Annotated in this window: 14 protein-coding genes; 6 read left to right on the top strand and 8 right to left on the bottom strand. The window is 66.7% G+C overall.

The annotated features are described in order from the left end of the window. From ACSHSS_RS26800 to ACSHSS_RS26820, 5 genes are all read left to right on the top strand, one after another. A partial coding sequence (locus ACSHSS_RS26800) for a YadA family autotransporter adhesin (protein ID WP_445545746.1) occupies nt 1–2,062 on the top strand: 2,062 nt, incomplete at its 5' end. A 121-nt stretch (nt 2,063–2,183) separates the two neighbouring features. Continuing rightward, on the top strand, nt 2,184–2,846 hold the full coding sequence (locus ACSHSS_RS26805; RefSeq protein ID WP_105768310.1) for an OmpA family protein: 663 nt from the start codon (nt 2,184–2,186) through the stop codon (nt 2,844–2,846). Between the two features lie 314 nt (nt 2,847–3,160). Continuing rightward, nucleotides 3,161–4,306 carry a DUF2827 domain-containing protein gene (locus tag ACSHSS_RS26810; protein WP_105855553.1) on the top strand — a complete coding sequence of 382 codons (1,146 nt, stop codon included), beginning with the start codon at nt 3,161–3,163 and terminating at the stop codon, nt 4,304–4,306. A gap of 14 nt (nt 4,307–4,320) precedes the next feature. Then, entirely contained in the window at nt 4,321–5,475 is a 1,155-nt protein-coding gene (locus ACSHSS_RS26815; protein WP_105855554.1) for a DUF2827 domain-containing protein, read from the top strand. 149 nt (nt 5,476–5,624) lie between these two features. Further along, nucleotides 5,625–6,761, top strand: a complete 1,137-nt coding sequence (locus ACSHSS_RS26820; protein WP_105855555.1) for a DUF2827 family protein — start codon at nt 5,625–5,627, stop codon at nt 6,759–6,761. 327 nt (nt 6,762–7,088) lie between these two features. On the opposite strand, the gene ACSHSS_RS26825 is transcribed toward ACSHSS_RS26820, so the two are convergent. The 7 genes from ACSHSS_RS26825 to ACSHSS_RS26855 form a co-directional block, all read right to left on the bottom strand. After that, a complete protein-coding gene (locus ACSHSS_RS26825; RefSeq protein WP_105855582.1) occupies nt 7,089–7,463 on the bottom strand; it encodes a hypothetical protein in 375 nt (124 codons plus the stop codon). Between the two features lie 119 nt (nt 7,464–7,582). Further along, entirely contained in the window at nt 7,583–8,398 is an 816-nt protein-coding gene (locus ACSHSS_RS26830) for an EAL domain-containing protein (RefSeq protein ID WP_006414219.1), read from the bottom strand. A gap of 708 nt (nt 8,399–9,106) precedes the next feature. Beyond that, entirely contained in the window at nt 9,107–10,249 is a 1,143-nt protein-coding gene (locus ACSHSS_RS26835) for a DUF2827 domain-containing protein (RefSeq protein ID WP_105782833.1), read from the bottom strand. 265 nt (nt 10,250–10,514) lie between these two features. Beyond that, nucleotides 10,515–12,527: an acetyl/propionyl/methylcrotonyl-CoA carboxylase subunit alpha gene (locus tag ACSHSS_RS26840; RefSeq protein WP_445545747.1), complete on the bottom strand. Its 2,013-nt coding sequence runs from the start codon at nt 12,525–12,527 to the stop codon at nt 10,515–10,517. 59 nt (nt 12,528–12,586) lie between these two features. Beyond that, a complete protein-coding gene (locus ACSHSS_RS26845; RefSeq protein ID WP_175764625.1) occupies nt 12,587–13,372 on the bottom strand; it encodes an enoyl-CoA hydratase/isomerase family protein in 786 nt (261 codons plus the stop codon). Between the two features lie 19 nt (nt 13,373–13,391). Beyond that, nucleotides 13,392–14,999 (bottom strand): carboxyl transferase domain-containing protein, encoded by a 1,608-nt coding sequence (locus ACSHSS_RS26850; RefSeq protein ID WP_006405951.1) that lies wholly within the window; start codon nt 14,997–14,999, stop codon nt 13,392–13,394. Between the two features lie 30 nt (nt 15,000–15,029). After that, complete coding sequence (locus ACSHSS_RS26855) at nt 15,030–16,211, bottom strand: isovaleryl-CoA dehydrogenase (protein WP_006396266.1); 1,182 nt, start codon at nt 16,209–16,211, stop codon at nt 15,030–15,032. A 169-nt stretch (nt 16,212–16,380) separates the two neighbouring features. On the opposite strand from ACSHSS_RS26855, the gene ACSHSS_RS26860 reads away from it, so the two are divergent. Continuing rightward, nucleotides 16,381–17,127 carry a TetR/AcrR family transcriptional regulator gene (locus ACSHSS_RS26860; protein WP_170935317.1) on the top strand — a complete coding sequence of 249 codons (747 nt, stop codon included), beginning with the start codon at nt 16,381–16,383 and terminating at the stop codon, nt 17,125–17,127. A gap of 44 nt (nt 17,128–17,171) precedes the next feature. Here ACSHSS_RS26860 and ACSHSS_RS26865 read toward each other — a convergent pair whose 3' ends face one another. Beyond that, nucleotides 17,172–19,094, bottom strand: coding sequence for an SMP-30/gluconolactonase/LRE family protein (locus tag ACSHSS_RS26865; RefSeq protein WP_445545748.1), 1,923 nt, complete (start codon nt 19,092–19,094; stop codon nt 17,172–17,174). Nucleotides 19,095–19,287: the final 193 nt, after the last annotated feature.

A 19,287-nucleotide genomic window follows, 5' to 3' on the forward strand; every position in this document is an offset into this window, starting at 1 on the left:
CCTCAGCTCGACCGATAGCTCGGTCGCTTCGCTGTCGACCTCGACTTCGACCGGCCTCTCGTCGGCAAACAGCTCGATCGGATCGCTGTCTACCGGCCTCAGCTCAACCGATAGCTCGGTCGCTTCGCTGTCGACCTCGACTTCGACCGGTCTCTCGTCCGCTAACAGTTCGATCGGCTCTCTGTCGACCGGCCTCAGCTCGACCGACAGCTCAGTCGCGTCGCTCTCGACCTCGACTTCGACCGGCCTCTCGTCGGCGAATAGCTCGATCACGTCCTTGTCGACTTCGACCTCGACCGGCCTCTCTTCGGCTAACAGCTCGATCGGTTCTCTCTCGACCGGGCTCTCCTCCGCAGACAGCTCGATCACGTCCCTGTCGACCTCGACCTCGACCGGCCTCTCCTCGGCCACGAGCTCGATCGGCTCGCTGTCGACCGGCCTCTCCTCGGCCAACAGCTCGATCGGCTCCCTGTCGACCGGCCTCAGCTCGACCAACAGCTCGGTCGCTTCGCTGTCGACCGGCCTCAGCTCGACCGATAGCTCGCTCGCTTCGCTGTCGACCTCGACCTCGACCGGCCTCTCCTCGGCCACCAGCTCGATCGGCTCGCTGTCCACCGGCCTGAGCACCGCGAACGACTCGATTACATCCCTCTCCACGTCGACGTCGACCGCCATTCAGGCAGCGAAGACGCACTACTACAGCGTCAACGACAACGGCACGCAGCAGGGCAACTACAACAACGACGGCGCAACCGGCATCAACGCGCTCGCAGCCGGCACGAACGCCGGTGCGACTGGTGCGAGCAGCGTCGCGGTCGGCGACGGCGCGACCGCATCGTCCGACGACGCAGTCGCGATCGGCCACGGCGCCACGGCGACCGGCGACGGCTCGCTCGCGATCGGCAACACGTCGACGGCCGCCAGCGCCCGCTCGCTCGCCTTCGGTACGAACGCGGTCGCGAAGAACGTGAACGACGTCGCGCTCGGCACCAATTCGGTTACGGCAAACGCGAACCCGACGTCGAGCGCCACGATCGGCGGCGTCACGTACCTGTTCGCCGGCAGCGCGCCGACGAGCGTCGTGAGCGTCGGCGCGCCGGGCGCGGAACGCCAGATCACGAACGTCGCCGCCGGCCGGATCTCGGCCGACAGCACCGACGCGATCAACGGCAGCCAGCTCAACGCGACGAACCAGGCGGTCAACAGCCTGTCGACGTCGACCGCATCGAACATCTCGTCGCTGTCGACCGGCATCGGTTCGCTGTCGACAGGCCTGAGCTCGACGAACAGCACCGTCGCATCGCTGTCCACGTCGACGTCGACGGCGATCGGCTCGCTGTCGACCGGCCTCAGCGCGACGAACAGCAACCTCACGTCGCTGTCCACGTCGACGTCGACCGGCATCGGCTCGCTGTCGACCGGCCTGAGCTCGACGAACAGCACGGTCGCGTCGCTGTCGACGGGCGTGACGAACATCAACAACCAGCTGACGCAACTGTCGACGACGCTGAACAACAACACGACGCGCTCGCTCACCACGAACGGCGTTACCGCCGACATGAACGGAACGGGCAACGATCGTCCGGTCGTCGCGGCCGGCTCGAACTCGGTCGCGATCGGCGCGAATTCGACGGACGGCGGCCGCTCGAACGTCGTGTCGATCGGTAACGACACGCAGCAGCGCCAGATCACGAACGTCGCGCCGGGCACGCAAGGCACCGACGCGGTGAACGTGAACCAGCTGACGGCCGTGCAGTCGACGCTGTCGACGGCATTGTCGGGCCAGCAGGCGCAGATCAACTCGCTCGGCTCGCAGCTGCAGCAGACGGACCAGATGGCGAAGCAGGGTATCGCGGCTGTCGGCGCGATGGCGTCGATCCCGCAGCTCGATCGCGACGCCAACTTCGGGATGGGGATCGGCGCATCGACGTTCCTCGGCCAGAAGGCGATGGCCGTGAACATGCAGGCGCGCATCAGCGAGAACCTGAAGGCGTCGATCAACGGCGGCTTCAGCGGCAACCAGAAGGTGATCGGCGCAGGCATGCTGTACCAGTGGAAGTAACGCGCCGCGCCGCCCGCGCGGTCGGCCAGCGAGGCCGGCCGCGTCGCGGCGGCCGGCTGCACGATGCGCGCGGCACGATCTGCGGCGCGCTTGTGTCCATTCAGGATTCGAGGACGAAACCGTGAACAAACTCGCTCTTGCGCTCGCACTGTCGAGCGCGGCGCTCGCCGCCTGCTCGACGGCATCGGGCCCGACCTTCAGCGCCTCCGAACTGCAGCCGCGCGATGGCGTGCGGACGTTCCAGGTGGACTGCCACGGTCTGCTGTCCGGCCCGCAAACCTGCATGAAGGCCGCGCGGAAGATCTGCGGCGAACAACCCGTACGCGCCGTCGACACGATGCGCGCGCTGCGCGACGGCAGCGATCCGGCCACGCTGGTGTTCCAGTGCGGCGCCCCGCCGGCTGACGCCGCACCGGCCGCCGAGCCCGCGCCCGCCGCGGTCGAACACGTGAGCCTCGCCGGCGACGCGCTGTTCGCCAGCGGCCTCGCGACGCTGACGCCGGCCGCCCGCGCGTCGCTCGACAAGCTGCTGAACGCGCACGCCGACCGCTCGTACACGCAGGTCAGCGTCACCGGCTATACGGATTCGGTCGGCAGCGACGCATCGAATCTCGCGCTGTCGAAGCGGCGGGCGGAAGCCGTCGCCGCCTATCTGCAGCAGCGCGGGCTGCAAGCGCGCACGCTGACGGTGACCGGGCGCGGCAGCGCCGATCCGATCGCGTCGAACGCGACGGCCGAAGGCCGCGCGACCAACCGCCGTGTGGAAATCTCGCTGCAGCGCTGACGCGCGGCGGCCGGCGGCCGGCGGCCGGCGGCCGGCGGCCGGCATGGCCGACATATCCGGCCGGCGCGACGGCCGTGCAGGAACCTGCCACACGCCGTCGCGAACGGCCGCCCCACTCCACAAACCGGCGACTTCCGTGCCACAATCGCCGCAGCCGCCGAGCGGGGCCCGTCGGCGCGCGCCGCCGCGCCATGCGCGGCACATCGGCCGCCCCGCTCGTGCGTACGCAACCATGACGATCCACGGCGCGCCGTGTTCGTACCGGGCGCTCGGCGCCGCGGCCGAACGCACGCCGCCGCAGAGGAAAAAAGCTGGTGACGGACATCAATGAAACCGCTTCGGGCCGCGCCCGCAAGCAACGGCCGGCGGTCGGCATCTCGCTGTTCGCGCGCGACGGCCAGGCGATCTGGGAAAACGGCATCCATCAGAACATCGCGTTCCTCGCGATGATGCTCAAGCGCTCGGACCGCGTAGGCCCGGTCTATTTTCTGAACGGCGGCGATGCGAAGGCACTGCCGGCCGGACTCGATCTCGACGGCCTCGACGTGCCGCTCGTGAATCCGGCCGACGTCACGCACGACATCGACGTCGTGATCGAAATGGGCGCGCAGCTGCCGGTCGAATGGCTCAGACACGTGAAGGCGCTCGGCGCGAAGCTCGTCGCCTGCTATGTCGGCCACACGTACAGCGGCCTCGCCGAAACGCCGATCTTCGACAAGCCGTCGGGGCACATCTTCAACGGCACGCAGTTCGACGAAGTCTGGGTGCTCGAGAAGTCGCAAAAGATCGACGTGCCGCTGCTGCGCACGCTGACGCGCGCGCCGGTCCATACGATTCCGCATCTGTGGTCGCCGTATTTTCTCGATCGCCGCATCGCGGCGCTCGCTGCCGAAGGCGTGACGTTCGGCTATCGGCCGGGCCGCCGCCCGTGGCGGCTCGCGACGCTCGAGCCGAACATCTCGGTCGTGAAGACCTGCCACTATCCGATGCTCGTGTGCGACGAGCTCTATCGCGCGCGGCCCGATGCGGTGCAGCACCTGTTCGTCGTCAACTCGATGCACATGAAGGAACATCCGACCTTCGTGCACTTCGCGAACAGCCTCGATCTCGTGCGTCAGCACAAGGCGACGTTCGAGCCGCGCCTCGATCTGCCGGGCTTCATGGCGCGCCATGCGGACGCCGTCGTGTCCCACCACTGGGAAAACGCGCAGAACTACCTCTACTACGACGTGCTGTACGGCGGCTACCCGCTGCTCCACAACTCGCCGCTGCTCGGCGACGCCGGCTACTACTATCCGGACTTCGATTCCGCCACGGGCGGGCGCATGCTGCTCGATGCGTGGCTGCATCACGACGAACGGCTCGACGACTATCGCGCCAAGGCCGACCGCCTGCTGCGCGCGGTCTCGATCGACAACCCCGCGAACCTCGACGCGTTCGTCACGCGTCTGGTCGCCTGAACCGGAGCATGCCCATGTCGGACTCCACTGCCCGTCACGCATCCGGCGACGGCAAACGTCTCGTCGTCGGCGTGTCGCTGTACGTACGCGGCGCGGGCCAGTCGCTGTGGGAAAACGGCATCTTCCAGAACTGCCTGCTGCTGATCCTGCTGCTGCGCCAGTCGCCGCTCGTCGCCGAAGCCGTGATGGTGAACGGCGGCGCGCAGCTCGCCGATCCGCAGATGATGCTCGGCGAATGGGACGTGCCGCTGCTGTCGATGGACGAAGCGCTGAAGCGCTGCGACGTGCTGATCGAAATGAGCGCACAGTTCGGCGCCGATTATCTGCGCGCGTTCCGCGAACGCGGCGGCAAGGTCGTGACGATGCGCGTCGGCAACGACTACGTGATCGACATCGAGCGCGCGATGTTCAACAAGCCGTCGGGCTTCCTGTTCTCGGGCGCGCCGTACGACGCGGTATGGACCATTCCGGAATTCGAGCGCTCGTGCCTGCATTACTACCAGACGGGCCTGCGCGCGCCGGTGACGATCGTTCCGCACATCTGGCATCCGATGCTATTCGACAAGGCGCGTGCGACGCTCGGGCCCGGCCTGTCGTACGGTTATCGGCCCGGGCGGTCGCGCTGGCGCGTGACGATGTTCGAGCCGAACATCTGCATGGTGAAGACGAGCATCATCCCGATGCTCGTCACCGAAGAAGCGTATCGCGCGCAGCCGGCGTTCCTCGACATCGTGCGCGTGTGCAACACGCTGCACATGAAGGAGCACGCGACCTTCGTGCACTTCGCGAAGAGCCTCGACATCGTCAACCACGGCATCACGACGTTCGAGAGCCGCTACGCGGTGTACGAATTCATGGCCGCGTACGGCGACGCCGTCGTGTCGCACACGTGGGAAAACGCGCAGAACTATCTGTACTACGAGCTGCTTTACGGCGACTATCCGCTGATCCACAATTCGCCGTTCCTCGGCAAGGCCGGGTATTACTATCCGGACTTCGACTGCCAGGCCGGCGGCCGCGCGCTGCTGCAGGCGTTTGCCGAACACGATGCGAACCTCGACGCGTATCGCGAGCAGTCGAAGCACGTGCTCGACGCGGTCAGCATCTACAACCCCGACAACGTCGCGGCGTACACGGACGCGATCGCCGCGCTCTATCGCGACGCGTGACACGTCGCGGCCGCCCGACTCCGAACATGAATCCGAATCCCATGCTCTCCTGCAAACGCTGTCCGGTCGGCCGTGCCGTCGCTGCCGCCGCGCGCGGCGCGCACGCATTTTCCGCGCAGTAAGCCGCGCCGACCACTCCGGAGCCGCCGATGAAAATCAATGTCGCGATTACGATGAACGTGCAGCGCGACGCAACGCAGTCGATCTGGTACAACGGCGCGAACCAGCATTGCGTCTATCTCTACATGCTGCTGAAGCGCTCGCCGCTGATCGGCGAAGTGTGGCTCGCGCACGACGACGGTATCGCCGAGTATCCGCAGGCGCTGATGATGGACGCGTTCCGCGACGCGCTGCGGCCGCTCTCCTCGGTGATCCATCAGACCGACCTGCTGATCGAGATGAACGCGTTCATCGATTCGACGCACGCGCAGGCGGTGCGGCAGCGCGGCGGCAAATGCGTGTCCTACCGGTTCGGCAACGACTACGTGATCGCCGTCGAAACGATCAACTTCGAGAAGAACAACTGGCGGCCGAACCCGCACCGCGTGCAGTTCGACGAAATCTGGACGAACCCGCAGCACATGCATACGTGCGCTGCGTACTTCCAGGCCGTCTATCGCGCGCCGGTGGTCGAACTGCCGCACATCTGGTCGCCGTATTTCATCGAACGCAGCCTCGATGCGGACCCGGAACTGAAGGCGCGCTTCGGCTATCGCAATCACGGGCGCGCGAAACGGATCGCGTTCTTCGAGCCGAACCTGAACGTCGTCAAGAGCGCGCTCGTGCCGATGCTCGCCGCGAACGCCTGCTATGTCGAGCACCCCGAACTCGTCGAGCACGTGTACATGACCAATACGTTCGACAAGAAGGAAAACGTCGCCTTCAAGCATCTCGCGCTGGGGCTCGAGATGGTGCGCGACGGCAAGGCAACGGCCGACGTGCGTGCGCCGTTCGTCGCGTGGGCGGCGCATCACACCGACATCGTCGTCTCGCACCATTGGGAAAACGGCCTCAATTACCTGCTCTACGACGCGCTGTACGGCAACTACCCGCTCGTGCACAACTCGGCGTTCCTGCGCGACGTCGGGTACTACTATCCGGACTTCGAGATCTTCGATGCGGCGCGCGCGATCGCCACGGCCGCGCAGACGCACGACGACCGGCTCGACGACTACGCCGCAGCCGCGCGCCGCTGCCTGCTGCAGGTCGATGCGCTCGCCGAGCACAACGTCCGGATCCATACCGAGCACGTGCAGCGCCTGTTCGCGGGGCGCGCGCTCGGCTGAGCGCGTCGGCAGGGCATCCTGCGATCGCAGACGTCAGCGATCTCGCGGCACCGAGGCGCGCGACGGACGTCGTCGCGACGACCTGCCCCGCGCATGACCGTCTCGCGGGCGCGCGCGTGCTGCCGGCCGTGCGGCTACGGCCGAGCCGGAACGCAGACGCACACCAGGCAACGCAAACGCGCTCCGCGCAATATCGGGGCAACCGGATCGTGCGCTCGGCGCGCGCCGGACAACGGGACGATGCGGTCGATCGCGCCATGACAACAACGACGACAATGGCGATCGTCCGCGGCGGTTTCGCGCACGCATGGCGTCGATGCCGCGCTGCTACAGGCGTGCGCGCCGCTCGCAGTGCACGGCGAACGCACGGCCGTGCAACCGGCCGATCCGCACGAGCACCGCGAAACGACGCATCGATGCGCGGCTCGCGCCGGCGGCCAGCCGCGCCAGCCGTTCGGCCACGCCGAGCGCGACGGCCGACTCGTCGCCGCACGCGCCCGCCAGCACGCCGGCGTAATAATGCCGCGCGGCCAGTTGCCGGTCGGCCGCATCGAGCGGCTTGATGCGATGAATGCGTGCGGACACGGCCGTCAATCCGTCGAGAAACGGCGCGACATCGATCGGCCGGCCCGACGACGCAGCGCCGAGCTGGCGCAGCATGTCGGCCAGCTCGACGATCGCGGCGAGCGCGCGCGCATCCACTACCGGTAACGCGGCTTCTTCGGTGGCCGCCTGGGTCGTCCCCGCCATGCTGATGCCCCTGTTGCGATCGCGCGGCCGTGCGCGGGCACACGCGACGCCATGCGACCGTGCGTGCGCCGTCATGCGGCAGCGGGCGAACGCCATGAGAAACGAATGCCCTGCGCCCACGCGACGCCGGCCTCCACGATCATCTGCCGATCCATTTCGGTCTCGACGCCTTCGACGACGACGTGACGCGCGCCTTCATGCGCAAACGCGATCAGCCGCCGAAGCTGATAGCGCCCGATCGCGTTGCGCTTGATCATCGGCAGAATCGAGCGGTCGAGCTTCACGATGTCCGGGTTGCCGACCGCCAGATTGTTCAAGGCACTGAAGCCGATTCCGAAGTCGTCGATCGCGATGCGGCATCCGGCCTGCCGGAACCGCGCCACGAACGTGCGGCCCGCGACCGGATTCAGCGGCCCGGTCTCGGTGATTTCGACGACGAGCCGCGCGGCGACGGACGGCTCGCGTTCGAGCCGCGCGAAGATCGGCCGCCACGCGTCGTCCATCACCGCGCTGGCGGCGGACATGTTGCAGCCGTAGACGGCCGTCGGATCGGCGCGCAGCTGATCGATCGTGCGGTTCACGACCAGCCGATCGAACCAGCGCATCAGCCCGAGCGATTCGAGGCGCGGCAAAAAGGCGATCGGCGGCCACGCGCCGCGCGCGTCGCGCCGCAGCCGCGCGAGACATTCGTCATACAGTACGCCGCCCGACAGGTCGGCGCGGCACACCGGCTCGTACACGAATTCGAGCCGGCTTTCTACGAAACTGCGTACCGAAGCGAGGTCGACAGGACCGTCCGGCACGCCGAACACCTTACCGATTTCGTCACGACTCGCTTCCCGATTCTGTTCCCTGTCCGCCATCAGGCGAGGTTCGACCGCATTCATCCGGTGCTCCGGCTAATGGTGGGCCGCCGATGGCGACCGACCCGACGCGACACGCGGCGCGCAACGATTGCGCTCCGCCGCTTACCCGGCTCATCCCGTGTCTTCGATCTTCTTCGGAAGCGTACTTTCCATTTCAGCACACCGTCGAATTCGATATTTTCAACCGTATTCATCCGCCGAAAATACGCGACGCGCTCTGCACGGACTGTACGAAAGCTTACACAATGCGGGACGCGGCTCCGCCTCCGTTCGATTCGATATCGTGAAGAGAAAACGGGACGTTATTATGCGCGGCAGGGGAATGATTATGCCGGCGTGAGGTCGGGCACGTTTGATCGGATAAATCGCATCGTGAACGCGAGATGTGTCATTATGTGGGACACGTCCTGACGCGCGTCGCAGTTGGCGCCGGACAATTTTGCAGTGCCGCACGCCGCACACTCGTTCACACGACCCGTTAATTACCGCGTTTAATACGACATTATCAAATATATAGGCATAATCGCCGGAATTTGAAACAGGCAATCCGAACGCATTATATAAAAATTGCCGATTGAAAACTATTTAACAAATTTTCAGAATCGTTCACCTATAAAATGATTTTTGACGGATTCCTCGGAACCGTCGAATTCGTGCCTTGAAAGCCGTCGAACCGTCGAGGTTCGGCGGTTCCTTTTCAGCGCGCCCCCGCGCCCGGCACGCCGCGCCCTACGCGGCTTTCGCACCGATCAGATTCGCGAGCAGCGCATCGTATTCGGCGACGAGCGCCGGGCTCGCCGACGTATAGCGGCGCAGAATCTCGCGCTGGCGGCGCGTATAGGCTTCCCAGTCGTCGTCGTGCGCATGCAGCGCGCGCAGCAGCGCATCGGCGCCCTGCTCGACTTCGTTGTCCGGATAGTAATAGCCGAGATCGGGCGCGAGGCTCGCGTTATGCACGAGCGGATAGCCCTGCCAGCACACGTCGAAGTAGAAATAGTTCAGCGGATTCGACCACTGGTGCGACACGACCACATCGGTCAGCTCCGCGAGGAACACCGGCGTGTCGAAACGTCCGACGAAACTCGCCTTGCCCGCGCGCACGATGTCCAGATAGTTCATCAGCATCACGAATTCGGGGCTCTCGCGCGCGAGGCGCTCCGCGTTCGTCACGTGCGTGAAGGCGATCGCATCGGGATCGCGACGATACGCCTCGTCGATGATCAGCATCGGATAGACGCAGAACTTCACGACGTCGTGATTCGGCTCCATCACCGTGAGCCGCTTGCCGCGCTCGCCGCGCGGCCGGTATTCGCCGTGTTCGGGCAGCGACTGCGCGCGCTCGGTCAGGAACATCGGATCCCACACGAACGGCACGACGCGGCCCGGGCAGCGGCGCAACGACTGCAGGAACGGCAGCGACGACGGCGCGATCTGCGGAATCGCCCACACTTCGTCGTAGCCGCGGTTGATGAACAGCGTGTCCCAGAGCCGCCGGCCGAACAGGATCGACTCCATCGCATTGATGTACTCGACACCGCAGCAATAGCTGACGATCTTCGCGCCGCGCGCCTTCAGGTAGGCCGTCTGTTCCGCGTCGATCTGCCCGCCGAGCTCGATCAGCACGTCGAGCGCATCCTTCATGTCGGCGAACGCGCGCGTGTCGAACACGCGGCGATCCCACGGCAGCGCGTCGGTCAGCGGTACGGCCGTCGTGTTGACGAGCGTGACGCGGTAGCCGTGCGGCGACGCCATCAGCAGCTTCGCGAGAAACAGCGCGTTCTGCTTGATGCCGTTGATCCACAGGCTTTCGTCAGGCGTGCGCAGGCCGATCGTGATACCGATGCGCAGGCCGTTCAGGACAGGAGACGTCATCGTCGGCGGGACAGGAAAGGAAAGATCCAGTGTAGCGTGCGCGACCGCGCAGGCCGAAAACGACTCGCATTCTAGCCGAGCGTCGACGCGCCGACTGTCATGGATCGTCAGCAGCGACCGGGCGATGTATCGCCCGGTCCAAGCGTGCCTGCGTTCCGGCGCGCGGCTTCGCCGGCGGCCCCGATCGTCGCGACGATCGCGCGCCGGGACGCCGCCCGCCGCGTTTCAGCCGCGCGCGCCGATGCGCGAGGACCGCCGACGGTCCTCACGCACGCGCAGCTTCCGCTTCCGCCATCACGAGCAGTTGCGCGCCGTCCGCGACCTGATCGCCGACCGCATACAGCACTTCGGCGACGACGCCCGCGCTCGGCGCGCCGATCGTGTGCTCCATCTTCATCGCTTCCATCACGATCAGCGGCGTGCCGGGCTCGACGCGCTGGCCGGGCTCGACGAGCACCGCGATCACCTTGCCCGGCATCGGCGCGGTCAGGCGGCCGCCGCCATGCTCGGCATCGCCCGCGTGCGCGAGCAGGTTGCGCCACTCGAACGTTTCGGCCGTGCCCTGCGTGAAGACGTGGAAGCTGTCGCCGTCGACGATCACGCGGCCGCTGCTGCGCACGCCGTCGAGCAACACGTCGAAGTCGAGCGGCGTCGCGCCGCGCGACCACCCGAACGACTGCGCGGCGCCGTCGCCGACGGCGATTCGCGCGGCGGCGCCGTCATGGTCGTACGCGACCGTCACGTCGGCCTCGCGCTCGACCGCGTGCCATTCGAACGTGCGCCGATAGCCGGCGTTCAGCCGCCAGTCCGACAACGCGCTCCACGGCGACGAACCGTCGCCGGCCGCGTCGCGCTCGCGCGCGAGCAGCGCCGCGCAGGCCAGCGCGAGCGACGCACGCGGCGGCTGTTGCGGCGCGAACAGCACGTCGTGATTGCGCTCGATCAGCCCCGTGTCGAGATCGGCCGTCGCGAACGGCTCGCACGCGACGATCCGCTGCAGGAAGCCCGCGTTCGTATGCAGGCCGACCACCTCGCACGCGCGCAGCGCGCGCAGCATCCGGCCGAGCGCTTCGTCGCGATCGGCGCCGTGCACGATCAGCTTCGCGATCATCGGATCGTAGAACGGCGTGATCGCATCGCCTTCGCGCACGCCGCTGTCGACGCGCACCGGCGCACCGATGTCGAACTCGACGCCGTCCGGCAGCCGCAGATGCTTGAGCCTGCCGGTCGACGGCAGGAAGCCGCGCGACGGATTCTCCGCATAGAGCCGCGCCTCGATCGCATGGCCCTGCACGCGCAGCTCGTCCTGCTTCAGCGGCAGCGGCTCGCCGGCCGCGACGCGCAGCTGCCATTCGACGAGATCGAGCCCGGTGACCATCTCGGTGACCGGATGCTCGACCTGCAGACGCGTGTTCATCTCCATGAAGTAGAACGCGTCGCCCGTCATGATGAATTCGACGGTGCCCGCGCCGACATAGCCGACCGCGCGCGCGGCCGCGACGGCCGCCTCGCCCATCGCGCGACGCACGTCCTCGGACAGGCCCGGCGCCGGCGCTTCCTCGAGCACCTTCTGGTGACGGCGCTGCACCGAGCAGTCGCGGTCGAACAGATAGACGGTGTTGCCGTGCGTATCGCCGAACACCTGCACCTCGACGTGGCGCGGGCGCGTCAGATACTTCTCGATCAGCACGCGATCGTTGCCGAAGCTGCTCGCCGCTTCGCGCTGGCACGAGGCGAGCGCCGCGGGGAAATCGTCGGAACGCTCGACCACGCGCATGCCCTTGCCGCCGCCGCCCGCGCTCGCCTTCAGCAGCACCGGGTAGCCGATCGCATCGGCCTCGCGGTGCAGCGTCGCCGGGTTCTGGTCGTCGCCGTGATAGCCGGGCACGAGCGGCACCGCGGCCGCGTGCATCAGCGCCTTGGCCGCGGCCTTCGAGCCCATCGCGGCGATCGCGTCGACCGGCGGCCCGATGAACACGATGCCGGCGGCCGCGCACGCCTGCGCGAAATCCTCGTTCTCCGACAGGAAGCCGTAGCCGGGATGAATCGCCTGCGCGCCGGTCGCGCGCGCGGCTTCGATGATGCGCTCGATGCGCAGATAGCTGTCCGCGGCCGCCGAGCCGCCGATATGCACCGCTTCGTCGCACGCGGCGACGTGCTTCGCGTTCGCATCGGCGTCGGAATAGACGGCGACGCTGGCGATCCCGAGACGTTTGCACGTCGCGGCGACGCGGCACGCGATTTCGCCGCGGTTGGCGATCAGAATCTTGTCGAACATGGCTGTCGTCCGGAAAAGGTTGGGGTCACGCGACACGGGCGGCGCCGGCCGCCGCGCGTTCAGTCACGCCAGGACGGCGTGCGTTTCTCCAGGAAGGACGCGATCCCTTCGCGCGCTTCCGCGCCCGCGCGGGTACGCGCGATCCAGTCGGCGGTCTGCTCGATCAGCGCCGCATCGAGCGGACGGCCTGCGACGTCGGCGACGAGCCGCTTGCAGGCGCGCACCGCGTCGGGGCCGTTCGCGACCAGCGTCGCGGCCAGCTTCGCGACGGTCTCGTCGAGCGCCGCGGCCGGCACCGCATCGTGAATGAAGCCGAGCGACGCCGCACGCGTGCTGTCGAACACCTCGGCGGTCGTGAAGTAGCGGCGCGCCGCGCGCTCGCCCATCGCGCGCACGACGTACGGTGCGATCGTCGCCGGAATCAGCCCGAGCCGCGCTTCGGACAGGCAGAACTTCGCGGTGTCGGCAGCGATCGCGATGTCGGCCGCGGCCACGAGACCGACGCCTCCGGCGTACGCATCGCCATGCACGCGCGCGATGACCGGCTTGCCGCAGCGGTAGATCGCCTCGAGCATCCGCGCGAGCTTGCGCGCGTCGGCACGGTTCTCGTCGTCCGAGTAACCGGCCATCTTCTTCATCCAGTTCAGATCGGCGCCCGCGCAGAACGCCGGGCCTTCGGCCGCGAGCACGACCGCGCGCACGCCCTCGTGCGCGTCGAGCCATTCGAACGCGGTGGTCAGCTCGGCGATCGCCGTCTCGTTGAACGCGTTGCGCACATCGGGGCGCGCGAGCGTGACGGTCGCGACGCGGCCGGCTTCGCTTACCTTGATCGTTTCGTATCGCATCGGTCAGTCCTCCCCGGCATCACATGCGGAACACGCCGAAGCGCGTCTCGTCGATCGGCGCGTTCATCGACGCAGCGAGCCCGAGGCCGAGCACGTCGCGCGTCTGCGCGGGATCGATCACGCCGTCGTCCCAGAGCCGCGCGCTCGCGTAATACGGATGGCCCTGCCGCTCGTACTGATCGCGGATCGGCTGCTTGAACGCCTCCTCCTCCTGCGCGGACCACGTGCCGCCCTTCGCCTCGATCCCGTCGCGGCGCACGGTCGCGAGCACCGACGCGGCCTGCTCGCCGCCCATCACCGAGATCCGCGCGTTCGGCCACATCCACAGGAAGCGCGGACCGAACGCGCGGCCGCACATCCCGTAGTTGCCGGCGCCGAACGAGCCGCCGATGATCACCGTGAACTTCGGCACCTTCGCGTTCGACACGGCCGTCACCATCTTCGCGCCGTGCCGCGCGATGCCTTCGTTCTCGTACTTGCGGCCGACCATGAAGCCCGTGATGTTCTGCAGGAACACGAGCGGAATCTTGCGCTGGCAGCACAGCTCGATGAAGTGCGCGCCCTTGACCGCCGACTCTGAAAACAGAATGCCGTTGTTCGCGACGATCCCGACCGGATAGCCCCAGATGTGCGCGAAGCCCGTGACGAGCGTCGTGCCGTAGCGCGCCTTGAATTCGTCGAACTCCGAATCGTCGACGATGCGCGCGATCACCTCGCGCACGTCGAACGGCTTGCGCGTATCGACGGGAATCACGCCATAGAGGCTCGCTGCGTCGTAGCGCGGCGGCTTCGGCTCGCGTACCGCGACCGGCGACGGAATCTTCGGCGCGAGATGACCGACGATGCTGCGCGCGATCGACAGCGCATGCGCGTCGTTCTGCGCGAGATGATCGGCAACGCCCGACAGGCGCGTGTGCACGTCGCCGCCGCCGAGATCCTCGGCGCTCACTTCCTCGCCGGTCGCCGCCTTCACGAGCGGCGGGCCGCCGAGAAAAATCGTGCCCTGGTTCTTCACGATGATCGACTCGTCGCTCATCGCCGGCACGTAGGCGCCGCCCGCCGTGCACGAACCCATCACGACCGCGATCTGCGCGATGCCGGCCGCCGACATCGTCGCCTGATTGAAGAAGATGCGGCCGAAGTGGTCGCGATCGGGGAACACGTCGTCCTGGTTCGGCAGGTTCGCGCCGCCCGAATCGACGAGATACACGCAGGGCAGCCGGTTTTCCGCGGCGATTTCCTGCGCGCGCACGTGCTTCTTCACCGTGATCGGATAGTACGTGCCGCCCTTGACCGTCGCGTCGTTGCAGACGATCACGCATTCGCGGCCGGCGATCCGGCCGATGCCGGTGATGATGCCGGCGCCCGGCGCGTCGTCGTTGTACATCCCGTTCGCCGCGAGCTGCGACAGCTCGAGAAACGGCGAACCGGGATCGAGCAGCTGCGCGATCCGGTCGCGCGGCAGCAGCTTGCCGCGCGCGAGATGCTTGTCGCGTGCGGCCTGGCCGCCGCCTTGCGCGAGCTGCTCGATCTTCGCGCGCAGATCGGCGACGACCGCCTCGAGCGCCGCGGCGTTCGCACGGAATTCTTCCGAACGCGGATTCAGTTTGGATTCGATGATCGGCATCGACGGAGCTCCGTTCGCGTGACGTGGGCGTTACATCGTTTCCGCGAACAGCTCGCGGCCGATCAGCATCCGGCGGATCTCGCTCGTGCCGGCGCCGATCTCGTACAGCTTCGCGTCGCGCCACAGGCGGCCGACCGGGTATTCGTTGATGTAGCCGTTGCCGCCGAGGATCTGAATCGCCTCGCCGGCCATCCACGTCGCCTTCTCGGCCGTATAGAGGATCACGCCCGCGCAGTCCTTGCGCACCTGGCGGATATGGTCGCTGCCCGCCGAGTCGAGATGGCGGCCCACCGCGTACAGATAGGCGCGGCATGCCTGGAACGTCGTGTACATGTCGGCGACCTTGCCCTGAATCAGCTGGAACTCGCCGATCGACTGGCCGAACTGCTTGCGATCGTGGATATACGGAACGACCGCGTCCAGACACGCGGCCATGATGCCCGTCGGGCCGCCCGACAGCACCGCGCGCTCGTAGTCGAGGCCGCTCATCAGCACCTTCACGCCGCCGTTGAGCTGGCCGAGGATGTTCTCTTCCGGCACCTCGACGTCCTGGAACACGAGCTCGCCGGTATGCGAGCCGCGCATGCCGAGCTTGTCGAGCTTCTGCGCGACCGAGAAGCCCTTCATCCCCTTCTCGACGATGAAGGCCGTGATGCCGCGCGGGCCGGCGTCGACGTCCGTCTTCGCATAGACGACGAGCGTGTCGCAATCGGGGCCGTTCGTGATCCACATCTTCGTGCCGTTCAGCACGTAGCGGTCGCCGCGCTTGTCCGCGCGCAGCTTCATGCTGACGACGTCGGAGCCGGCATTCGGCTCGCTCATCGCGAGCGCGCCGATGTGTTCGCCCGAGACGAGCTTCGGCAGATACTTGCGCTTCTGCGCTTCGGTGCCGTTGCGGTGGATCTGGTTCACGCAGAGATTCGAGTGCGCGCCGTACGACAGGCCGATCGACGCCGATGCGCGCGAGATCTCCTCCATCGCGACCATGTGCGCGGTGTAGCCCATGTTGGCGCCGCCGTACTCCTCGGCCACCGTCATCCCGAGCACGCCGAGATCGCCGAACTTCTTCCAGAGATCCATCGGAAACTGGTCGGTACGGTCGACCTCGGCCGCGCGCGGCGCGATTTCCTTCGCCGCGAATGTCGCGACGGCATCGCGCAGCATCTCGATGTCTTCACCGAGCATGAATTGCACGCCGGGCAGGTTGCTCATGTCTCCTCCGTCTCCAGAAAGTGCGTCGCATGCGCCGATTTCTGAGTTTTGCTCAAATCGGGCGATACGCCGATTCATTGACCATTACTGCGGAAATTTTGCACAGTTTCGCGCGGCGTTGTGGTGGGCGTCAATAGTTTTTTGAGTGACACTCAGTTATCATGCGGAGATGACAGCCGCTACCGCCCGCACCATGACCGCCACCGCCAAAGCCGAGCGCGCCGACGCGCCGCGCGCGCCCGCCGGGCGCAAATCCCAGCAGCGCGTGCAGGACATCCTGCGGGCCGGGCGCGACGTGTTCGCCGAAAAGGGTTACGAGCACGCGACGGCCGCCGAGATCGCGCAACGCGTCGGCGTGTCGGAGGCGACCGTGTTCAGTTATTTCCGCGGCAAGCGCGAGCTGTGCGCGCGCGTGATCGCCGACTGGTATGACGAAATCATCGCGGCGTTCGAGCACGGGATGCCGCAGGAGGCGACCGTGCAGCAGCAGTTCGCGTTCATCGTGCGTACGCATCTGCGGCTGATGCTCGTGAACGGCACGGGGCTGTGCGCACTGGTGCTGTCCGAAGGCCGCGCGAAGCAGCACGCGCTCAGCGACGAGCTCACCGCGCTGCAGCGCCGCTACACGGCGCCGCTGATGAGCGTGCTCGCGCGCGGCCAGGCGGCCGGACAGGTGCGCCGCGACATGCCGCTGAGCCTGTTGCGCTCGATGGTGTTCGGTCCGATCGAGCACGTGCTGTGGGACGCGATCCTCGGGCACCGCAAGCTCGATACGGAAACGACCGCGACGCAGTTGATCGACATGCTCTGGGCGGCCGTGCAGCCGCCCGCGCCCGAGCAGGCCGCGCTCGTGCGGTTCAAAAACGAGGTCGCGGAAGCGATGAAGCGGCTGGAAGCGTCGCCGGAACGAGAATAGGTCGGCGCGTCACGCCGGGCGCGGACAATCGCCCGCGCCGTGCATCACGGCCGCCAGCGGTACACGACGAGACTCGAGCCGTTGTAATTGTCCTTCGTGATCACGTATTCGCCGGTCGAGCGCAAATACGCGCGGATGCCGTACATCGAGTCGACGTCGTTGCCGACGTCCATCGCCGACGGGTTCGAGTTCGTCAGCGTCGTGACGAGGCCGCCCGTGTTCAGGTCGTACACGTCGATGTTCGGCACCGTGTGCACGTAGCCGACGAACAGATAATGGCCGGCTGCCGCGATCGACTTCGGGTCCGCGCTCGTCAGATCGATCGCGAGGCTCGGCGTGGTCTTGTTGCCGGCTTTCCAGCCGCGATAGATCTCGATATGGCCGTTCATCGCGGTCCAGTCCCAGCTGCCCGAAATACCCTGCGCGAGGATCATCGTGTCGCTGTCGGACTGATAGATGATGCGCGTGAGCGGCAGCACCGAGCGCGGAATCTGGATCTGCTCGGGCGCGCCCCACGAAGGCTTGCCGTTCGCGTCGAAGCCCGTCATCGGGTAGTGCGAGATGTTGTTGGTGCGGTCGAGCCCGGCCCACACGTCGCCGTTGCCGTCGATCGCGAAGCCGGCCGTCACCTGCAGGCTCGTGTTGAACGGCTTGCCGGGAATCGAGCCGTCGGGAATCGCGATGTAGCCGCTCGCCGGATTGAAGTGATAGAAGTTGAAGTTGCCGGGATTCTGACCGGACGCGACCAGAATGCGGTTGCCGCCGACCGTCACGAGCTGCCCGAAATGCTGGCCGCGCTGATAGTCGTTCATGTCGAGGCGCGGGTCCTTCGGATAGGTGAACGGATCGATCGTGTTCGCGACGAACGTGCCGCCCGCCGTGCCCGTATAGATATTGTTGCCGCTATAGAAGAACGCGCCGTCGGTCGCCGGATCGGGGGCGGCGGCGCCCTCGAAGTTCAGCGCCTGCAGTTTCCATTGCAGCGCGCCGGTCGGGCCGTATGCGTGAATGTCGGTGCTGCCGTTGCGCCCGAGATCCCAGCCGCCGCCCCACGCGTTGTTCAGCACGTACAGATTGCCGGCCGCATCCTTGCCGATGCCGACCACGCGTGTGAAGCGCTTGTCGCCGACCTGCCCCTTGATCCCCGTCGTCGCGTTCAGATAGCCGCCCTGCACGCCGAAGGTGCCGATCTGCAGCGGCACGCCGATGAGCGCGTAGATCTTGATGTTCATGTCGGGCCCTTGATCGCCCACCATCAACTGCCCGGTCGATGCGTCGAAATACAGCGACGACGGCCGCGCCCCGGCCGCCATCTGGATCGTGTTCATCTGCGTGCCGGTCGGGCTGAACTGGACGACCACGCCCGCGCTCATGCGCGCGACCCACAGATTGCCCGCCGCATCGATCGCGAGCGCGCCGGGCCCTTGCACGCCGATGTCGCGCTGCCACACGCCGTCCGTCGTATAGACGCGCACGCGGTTCCCGTAGAAGTCGCTCGCATACAGCAGATTGCCGGCCGTCGCGAGGCCCGTGATGACGTCGGCGTACTGAATGCCGGTCCACGTGCTGACCGGAATGCGCAGGTCGCGCGCGTTCGTGCTGCGGTTGTAGCGGCCGACCGAGCCGCTGCCGAACGTACGGTTGTAGCCGAGGGCGACGAACAGCGACGTCGCGTTGCCCGTGATCGCGCTGCCCTGGAATTCGTCGTGGATGCCGATCGTGCCGAGCGACTGCCCGTTCTGGTAGATCGCGACGCCGCCCGCGTTTTCGTCCCAGCGCGAGGCCGTATAGATCACGCCTTCGGGCGCGACCCACATCGAGCGCGCGCCGTTGCCGACGTGCGCGGCCAGTGTGCCGAACGTGTTCGCGAGCCAGTCGGTCGTGTATGGCGTCTGCGCATGCGCGACCGGCGCGAGCAGGATCATGCACATTCCAAGCAATGCCGCGCGGATTTGTTTCATCGACATGAACGATTTCCCCTAAAAACGCATCAGTTTCGACACTGTCAATCGACGGACATCCGATATTCGTGATACTGCAAAAACCATTTTTTTGCCGACGCGAATTATCTCATTCATTTTTTACCATCCCGAGACTGCCGCTTAGCGCAAATACTGTTCAGATACGAAGCACCGGCACTGGCTGATGCCGCAAATGGAG

Source organism: Burkholderia sp. BC1, assembly GCF_052683555.1.

What these genes read in the sequence shown, in the direction of transcription:
- ACSHSS_RS26815 (WP_105855554.1), top strand. Translation starts at nt 4,321, where the DNA reads ATGTCGGACTCCACTGCCCGTCACGCATCCGGCGACGGCAAACGTCTC.
- ACSHSS_RS26850 (WP_006405951.1), bottom strand. Translation starts at nt 14,999, where the DNA reads ATGCCGATCATCGAATCCAAACTGAATCCGCGTTCGGAAGAATTCCGT.
- ACSHSS_RS26855 (WP_006396266.1), bottom strand. Translation starts at nt 16,211, where the DNA reads ATGAGCAACCTGCCCGGCGTGCAATTCATGCTCGGTGAAGACATCGAG.
- ACSHSS_RS26835 (WP_105782833.1), bottom strand. Translation starts at nt 10,249, where the DNA reads ATGACGTCTCCTGTCCTGAACGGCCTGCGCATCGGTATCACGATCGGC.
- ACSHSS_RS26860 (WP_170935317.1), top strand. Translation starts at nt 16,381, where the DNA reads ATGACAGCCGCTACCGCCCGCACCATGACCGCCACCGCCAAAGCCGAG.
- ACSHSS_RS26820 (WP_105855555.1), top strand. Translation starts at nt 5,625, where the DNA reads ATGAAAATCAATGTCGCGATTACGATGAACGTGCAGCGCGACGCAACG.
- ACSHSS_RS26865 (WP_445545748.1), bottom strand. Translation starts at nt 19,094, where the DNA reads ATGTCGATGAAACAAATCCGCGCGGCATTGCTTGGAATGTGCATGATC.
- ACSHSS_RS26830 (WP_006414219.1), bottom strand. Translation starts at nt 8,398, where the DNA reads ATGAATGCGGTCGAACCTCGCCTGATGGCGGACAGGGAACAGAATCGG.
- ACSHSS_RS26845 (WP_175764625.1), bottom strand. Translation starts at nt 13,372, where the DNA reads ATGCGATACGAAACGATCAAGGTAAGCGAAGCCGGCCGCGTCGCGACC.
- ACSHSS_RS26840 (WP_445545747.1), bottom strand. Translation starts at nt 12,527, where the DNA reads ATGTTCGACAAGATTCTGATCGCCAACCGCGGCGAAATCGCGTGCCGC.